Source organism: Streptomyces sp. GC420, assembly GCF_009916105.1.
Taxonomy (GTDB): Bacteria; Actinomycetota; Actinomycetes; order Streptomycetales; family Streptomycetaceae; genus Streptomyces.
Map to the genome: position 1 here is coordinate 1 of NZ_JAAAXQ010000393.1, position 6,876 is coordinate 6,876.

Annotated in this window: 7 protein-coding genes; 3 read left to right on the plus strand and 4 right to left on the minus strand. The window is 74.5% G+C overall.

From position 1 onward, the window contains the following. A complete protein-coding gene (locus tag GUY61_RS32075; protein ID WP_398957651.1) occupies positions 1–1,176 on the minus strand; it encodes a hypothetical protein in 1,176 nt (391 codons plus the stop codon). Further along, positions 1,085–2,011, minus strand: coding sequence for a phosphatase PAP2 family protein (locus GUY61_RS32080; protein WP_166633838.1), 927 nt, complete (start codon positions 2,009–2,011; stop codon positions 1,085–1,087). Before GUY61_RS32080 ends, GUY61_RS32075 begins: the two co-directional genes overlap by 92 nt. 210 nt (positions 2,012–2,221) lie before the next feature. Between GUY61_RS32080 and GUY61_RS32085 the strand changes: the two genes are divergently transcribed. Further along, entirely contained in the window at positions 2,222–2,818 is a 597-nt protein-coding gene (locus GUY61_RS32085) for a histidine phosphatase family protein (protein ID WP_166633840.1), read from the plus strand. Between the two features lie 76 nt (positions 2,819–2,894). Here the strand turns inward: GUY61_RS32085 and GUY61_RS32090 are convergent, their stop codons facing one another. Beyond that, positions 2,895–4,274 (minus strand): hypothetical protein, encoded by a 1,380-nt coding sequence (locus tag GUY61_RS32090; protein WP_166633842.1) that lies wholly within the window; start codon positions 4,272–4,274, stop codon positions 2,895–2,897. A 338-nt stretch (positions 4,275–4,612) separates the two neighbouring features. Here GUY61_RS32090 and GUY61_RS32095 point away from each other — a divergent pair, with 338 nt between their 5' ends. Next, on the plus strand, positions 4,613–5,086 hold the full coding sequence (locus tag GUY61_RS32095; protein WP_313896970.1) for a hypothetical protein: 474 nt from the start codon (positions 4,613–4,615) through the stop codon (positions 5,084–5,086). A 227-nt stretch (positions 5,087–5,313) separates the two neighbouring features. Beyond that, positions 5,314–6,135 carry a spermidine synthase gene (locus tag GUY61_RS32100; RefSeq protein ID WP_166633847.1) on the plus strand — a complete coding sequence of 274 codons (822 nt, stop codon included), beginning with the start codon at positions 5,314–5,316 and terminating at the stop codon, positions 6,133–6,135. 140 nt (positions 6,136–6,275) lie between these two features. Here GUY61_RS32100 and GUY61_RS32105 read toward each other — a convergent pair whose 3' ends face one another. Continuing rightward, positions 6,276–6,836 carry a hypothetical protein gene (locus tag GUY61_RS32105; protein ID WP_208106724.1) on the minus strand — a complete coding sequence of 187 codons (561 nt, stop codon included), beginning with the start codon at positions 6,834–6,836 and terminating at the stop codon, positions 6,276–6,278. Positions 6,837–6,876: the final 40 nt, after the last annotated feature.

Genomic DNA, 6,876 nt, shown 5'->3' on the forward strand with positions numbered 1-6,876 from the left:
TCACCGGGGGGCTCCCGGGGCGGTCGTGGCGAGGGCCTCGGCGCGCAGGGCGGCGGCGCGGCGCAGCGCGGCGACCGCCGGGTCGGCCGGGTCTCCGGCCTCGCCGCGGGCGGCGGCCAGCACGTCCGGGACCGTGCGCAGCCCGCCCAGTTCGCCGCGCAGGGAACGGCCCAGCTGTTCCACCACCTCCGCGGAACGGGCCCGCTCCCGGCAGTGGAACGCCAGCTCGCACGCCGCCAGGCACTCCGGTGCGTAGCTCGCCCCCACCGACTCCACGGCGGCCGTCAGCTCCTCGGCCGGGCGGTCAGGGTCGAAACTGACACCGTCCGGCACGCTCTGGGTGATCTCCTCGATCCGCGTCAGCCTGGCCAGCTGCCTGCGGGTCACCGACAACTGCTTGCGTACGTCGACCGCTTCCGCGGTCGGCAGATTGGAGAAGTCCTTCGGGCAGACCAGCAGCACCGTGTGGCGCACCCGGACGTCCTCACCGGTCATCGCCGCGACCCGCTCGAGCGCCAGCACGTACACCGCGGCCTGCCGGGCCGCCGCGCCCACCTTCGCCGGGTCCGCCGAGCCGTCCACGATCGGGAAGGACTTGATCTCCACGACGGTCCAGCCGCCGTCGGGATGCACCACCACCGCGTCGGGCTCCAGATGGGCGGGCGAGCCCGCGACGTCCAGTGCCAGCATCGGGTGGTCGAGCAGCGCCCAGCTCCCGGACCCCGTGACCTCGCGCAGCGCCAGCGCCGTACGCGCCGTGCGCCCCTCGGGACCGGCCGCCGCCAGGTCGGGCGTCAGGATTCCGCCCGGGCGGGGCTCCGGCGCGCCGGGGTCGAGGCGGGCGTGCACCAGGCGCAGCAGTTCGGCGCCGCCGTCGGCCTTGACCCGGGCCTCGAAGGCGTTGCCGCGCATGAAGGCGAACTGGGACTGCCCGAAGGCGGAGGGGGAGCCGAGCGCGCCCGCGAGAGCGGCCTTGTTCACTCCCGCACCGTCGAGCAGGGCGCGCCTCCGGCAGCCCGGGTTCGCGGCCAGGGCGGCGAGGGCGCGGGCGTCGAGCGGGTGCGGAGGGACGGGGCCGCGCAGCTCAGCGAGCCGCTGCCGGAGTGCCGTCGCCCGCCGGGTCGGGGCTGCCCGCAGGTCTGTCGTCTTCCCCGGGCTGTCGGGTGATTCGCTCACCCGCGGAAGTCTCGCATCCGCCACTGACAATCGGGGACGGGGTGACGGGAGTGGTCCCGTTCCAGGCGGTGAACCGGGTGCGAATGTGCTGCGCGAATTCCAGCGCGGGCCGGGTCAGCCAGTATCCGGCGCCCATCACCGCGGCCCCGGCGACCGCGTCCAGGAAGTAGTGGTTCGCGGTGCCCATCACCACGATCACCGTCAACAGCGGGTAGCCGACGGCGAACACCCGCGCCGCGCGGGTCCTGCCGTGCCGCCACAGCAGCACCCCGCACCACAGCGCCCAGCCCACGTGCAGGCTCGGCATGGCGGCGTACTGGTTGGTCATCCCGCCCAGGCCGCGCGGGGCGCTCGCCTCGCCGCCCCACCAGCCGTAGGCGCTGTACTGCGCCATCGTGTCGACGAAGCCGTGGCCCGTGGCGAGCAGCCTGGGCGGGCAGGTCGGCATCAGCGTGAAGCCGATCAGGCCGATGAACGTGGATATGAGCAGCCAGGTCCGCGCGGCGCGGTAGTGCGCGGAGCGGCGGCGGAAGATCCATACCAGGACCGCGGGCGTCACCAGGTAGTGCAGCGAGGCGTACGCGAAGTCGGCGGGTATGCCGAGCCAGGCCTCGCGTGTGAAGAGGCGGTTCAGCGGATGCTCGGCGTTGATGCTCAGGAACTTCTCGATCCGCAGGATCGCGAGACCGTGGTCGACGGCGGCCGACACGTCGCCCCTGGCGAGCAACCGCCCCGCGGAATAGGCGACATACACCAGCAGGACCAGGGGCAGTTCCGTCCACCAGCGTGGCCGGCCGACCGCTGCCGCTCTGTCGCGGGGCACGCTGTACGGCATCCGAAACGTTCTCCCAGTGTCCGCCGGGCGGCCGGGGCCGCTTGCCTGCCGTACGGTGTGCGGCGACGCGTGGATCTTGCCCCGGAGCCCGTACGAGCGGATAGACGCAGCGGTCGCGGGAGGGGTTGCCTCCCGGCGACGTTTCCGGGGCCTGAGCGATGATGGAACAGCACCCGCATGTTCCGCGAACGTTTATTGGAGTCATCCCGTATGGCACCGCGCATCCTGCTCGCCAGGCACGGACAGACGGCCTGGTCGCTGGCCGGCAAGCACACGGGGCGTACCGACGTCCCCCTGCTCGAGGAAGGCCGCAGGGGCGCGAAGCTGCTCGGTGAGCGCCTGCACCGCGCGCCGTGGAGCGGCGTCGAGGGCGCGGAGGTGCGGACCAGCCCGCTGCTACGCGCGAAGGAGAGCTGCGAACTGGCGGGTTTCGGCGAGCGGGCGACTTCCTGGGACGCGCTGATGGAGTGGGACTACGGGGCCTACGAGGGCATGACCCCCGGTGAGATCGCGGCGGCCAGGCCGGGCTGGCTCATATGGCGCGACGGCGTGCCCCGGGGCGAGTCCCTCGCCGAGGTGACCGCCCGCGCGGACGAGGTCGTCGCCTGGGCCCGCTCCGCCGACCGCGACGTCCTCGTCTTCGCCCACGGCCACATCCTGCGCGGCCTGTGCGCCCGGTGGCTCGGCCACGACCTGTCCTTCGCCGCCCGTATCCGCCTCGACCCGACCTCCCTGTCCGTCCTGGGCTGGGCCTACGGCGCCCCGGCGATCGAACGCTGGAACGACACGGGCCACTTGGAGCTCTGACCGAACGGGTACCCCGCACCTCACCGGTACCCCGCGCCGGTACTCGCACCGCCCGCCGGGCACGGGTGGGGTGCGGTCAGGCGCGGAGGGAGAGGAATTCCGCGACGGCGGGCTCGCGCCGGTGGGGGACGAGCACGCGGGCCGTGGTGCGGAGCATGGACTGGATGCGGGCCGACTCGACCTGCTCGAGCAGTTCCAGGACACGCAGGCCCGCCGCCGCGGCCTCGTCGGGGCGGCCGGAGTGTGCCAGGTCGTCGGCGAGTTCGGCGGTGTAGAGCGCGAGGTTGCGCGTGAAGTGCGGGTCGGTCAGCTCCGCGGCGCGGTGCGCGTGCCGCGCCGCGCGCTCCCATTCGCCCAGCGCCGACCAGCACTGCGCCTCCAGGCCCTCCAGTTCGGCCTCGCCGAAGAAGGACATCCACTCGGGATCCGCGTCCGTCGCGCCGCGGTCGAAGAGCGCCCGCGCGCGGGTGAGGGCCTGTTCGCAGGCGGACCTGTCGCCGAGCCCCGCCCAGCCGCCCGCCTCGCGCAGCGCCAGCAGCGCGTGCAGCCGGGGGGAGGGCAGCCGGCGGGCGGCCTGCTGTGCGGCCTGGGCGGTACGGACCGCCTCCCTGGGCCGCCCCGAGTCCCGTGCCAGGAACGACGTATTGCAGAAGGCGTGCGCCTCCAGGCCGGGGTCGCCGCAGACCCGGGCGGTGGCCAGGGCCTCCGCGTAGTGCGAGCGTGCGTCCTCGACGCGGCCCGAGTCGTGCGCCAGCCAGCCCACGGTGATGGCGAGTTCGCCCGCGCCCGTCTGCAGCCGGTCGGCGGTGGCGCGGCTGCGGGTGGCCGCCTCCAGCAGTTGGTACGCGGCCCGCAGCGGCTGCGCGGCGCGCCGGTACAGCCCGTCCGCGCCGTGCCGGTCGTCGAGCAGCCGGATCCTTCGCACGGCCTCCTCGACGGCCTCGGCCTCCGCGGCGCCGACCCGGCGCGGCGGTTGTACGGCATCACCGCTCAGGGCTCCGCCGAGCCCCAGGGCGGCGGCCACGGTGGCCGGGCCGCCCGTCATGAATGCGCGACGCAGCACGTCGCTCTCCTCGTCGTTCCGGAACATGGATGGTGGCGGGGGCACGACCGCTCCCGTGGGCGGGGGCAGGTCCGCCCCCCGTGGCGGGGTGCCGGCCGTCCCCGCCCGCGCCCCCCGGCCGCGTACGCTCGCCCGCGGTGAGAAGCCCAGGTCCGCGAGCGTCCGGCCGGGGAACATGTGCAGGAACACGCGCTCGTACGCGTAGTTGGGGCAGCGGATCTCGCCGGACTCCACCCGCCCCACGTACCGCGCGTCGCACGCGACCTGTTCACCGATCTCGCGCGCCGCCCGCCGTACGGCGGCGGCGAACTCGCCTGGTGAGAGCTGCCCCCGCAGCCGGCGGAACGCCGCGTTCGGCTTCGGGGGCGTTGACGCTGCTGCCGGCGGTGCCATCGCAGGCCTCCCTGGGTGATCGCTCCGCCGGAGCGGTCGGGGGACCGCTGTGGTCCTCGCGCACCCCGTGCTCCGGCGGGGCCAAAACGTACCCGCTGTGACCGGGTCCTTACGCGGAGTTTGGCTACAAAGCGGATATCTCGCCCCGGATCTGCCATGAACTGCCATCCTTTGTGGCGCCTTCGTGCCGTAGCCGTTGACGCTTTCGGCCGTTGAACCGTTGGGACGTCGATCGGGTGCGGTCGGCGCGGTCGGGCAACGCCTCGTCCGCACGCTTCGCCGCACCGGTTCGACGAGCGCTTCATGACTGCTGAGGAGGGTTTCCTTTGGAGGCCGGCGTGGAGAGGACGACGGTGCCCGGCGGCGCACAGACGACCGCCCGGCATCTGCCCGACGAGGACAGCAGCGCACCGCCGTTCGAGGAGCATCCGATGGACCTGGTGACCGTCCCCGCCCGACACGGCCTGGAGGCCGTCGACATTCTCCGCCGCGGCGGGGAACCCGCCGTGGGGCCCGTGCTGCACGACGGGCCCGGCGACACCCTCGGCTTCCTGGTGCCACCGGGCACGGCGGAGGAGTGGGACCTGCCGGGCAGTGCCTGTACGACGGCCTTCGGCCGCGGGGTGCGCACCGACCCGGCGGGCGAGGGCGCCGCCTACCCGCAGCCGGACCCGGAGTGGGAGCCGCCCGTCGACGGCACCTGCTGGCTGCTGCCGCCGGCCGACACCGACCCCGTCACCGACCCCGAGGTGCTGCGCGCGGCGCTCGGCGAGGCCGCGCGGCTGATCGAGGCGGCCGACCGCTGCCGGTGACACGCGATACTGGACGCGTGGCACGAGGAAGAGACAGGCGCTCGCGCGCGAGGACCGGTGCGGGCACCGGCACGGGCGGCGGTACGAGTACGCCCGACGGGGACGACGCGAGTACCCGCCACGGCGACAGGGCGCGAGACCGGGACCGTCAGCGCGGTCGTGACGGTCGCGACGGTCGTGAAGGCGGCCGTGACCGGGGCCGTAACCGGGGCCGTGACCGGCGGCGCATCGAGGAGCGGGTGGACGGCGGACTCGCCGAACTGGTCCCCGACCCCGACCGGCCGCGCGCCTGGACCCTGATGATCGACGGGGCCCCGCAGTCCCACGTCGACCTCGACGATCCGGCCCACCTCGGCTTCGAGTACCAGCGCAGGCTCGGCCACATCGCCGACCTGGCGGCCCCGCCCGGCAAGCCGCTGCGCGTCCTCCACCTCGGCGGCGGCGCCTTCACGCTCGCCCGCTACATCGCCGCGGCCCGGCCCCGCTCCACCCAGCAGATAGTGGAGCTCGACGCCGCCCTCGTCCGGCTCGTGCGCCACGCCCTCCCCCTCGCGGACAACTGGCGCGTACGAGTGCGGAACGCCGACGCCAGGGACGCACTCGGCAAACTGCCCGACGGCTGGGCCGACCTCGTCATCGCCGACGTCTTCAGCGACACCCGCACCCCCGCCCATCTGACCAGCACCGAATTCCTCGACCAGGTGCGCCGCGTGCTGGCACCCGGCGGGTGGTACGCCGCCAACCTCGCCGACGGACCACCGCTCGCCCATCTGCGGGCCCAGATCGCCACCGCCGCCGCGGTCTTCCCGGAACTCTGCCTCGCCGCCGATCCCGCCGTGCTGCGCGGGCGCCGCTTCGGCAACGCCGTACTCCTCGCCTCGGAACGGGCGCTGCCGGTGGCCGGGCTGACCCGGCTGGTCGCCGGGGACCCGCACCCCGGGCGGGTGGAACACGGGCGCGCGCTGGCGGACTTCACCGGCGGGGCGCTCCCGGTCGAGGACGCGAGTGCCAAAGCCTCACCGGCGCCGCCCGCCTCGGTCTTCCACTGAGCCGCCGCCCGTCCCGGGCGGTGCTGGCGTCCCGGGCCGTGCTGGCGTCCCGGGCCGCGCCGCCGCCCGGCCCGTGCTCCTGCCCCGGGCCGCGCTGCCGCGGCCGGCCCGCGGCGCCGGGCTCACCGGCGTCACCGGAATCACCGCTCGAAGGTCTCGACACGCGGCGGCCCGTCGTGCCAGGTGCAGAAGACCGACACCTCACGGTCGCCGCCGGTGAACGTCACCCGGATCCAGGTGGGTTGCTTCCACACCTGCATCGACCAGCCCGGATCCGGGGTCGCCGATACCAGGCTCGCGGAAGAGGCACCGATCTCGAACACCACCCGGCCGCCGTCGACCGCGTACGGCTTCACATTGCCGGGGGACGGAGTCGTCGGCGTCTGGTACCCGGCCTCGTCCGGAGCGGTCGAACCGGCCGAAGACGAAGGGGACTTCGTGGGCCGGGTGGGTCTCTCCGGCTGCGGGGACGCGCTGGGCGACGGCTTCCTGGCACTGGGCGTGGGGGAGACCTGCGGCTTCGCCGCCCGTCCTGTGCCCTCGCCGGAGGGCGCCTCGGCGCTGATGGGCAGCGCCCGCGGAGGGTCGTACACCGTCCCGGCCATCACGGTGTGCACCCCCCACCAGGAGAGGGTGACCGCGGCGCCGGTGGCCAGCGACCAGGCCACCGCGTGTATCAGTCCTCGTCGCACCCGTCTCATACTGCCGCACACGTCCCTCACGTGTCCCCCGCGCCCGGTC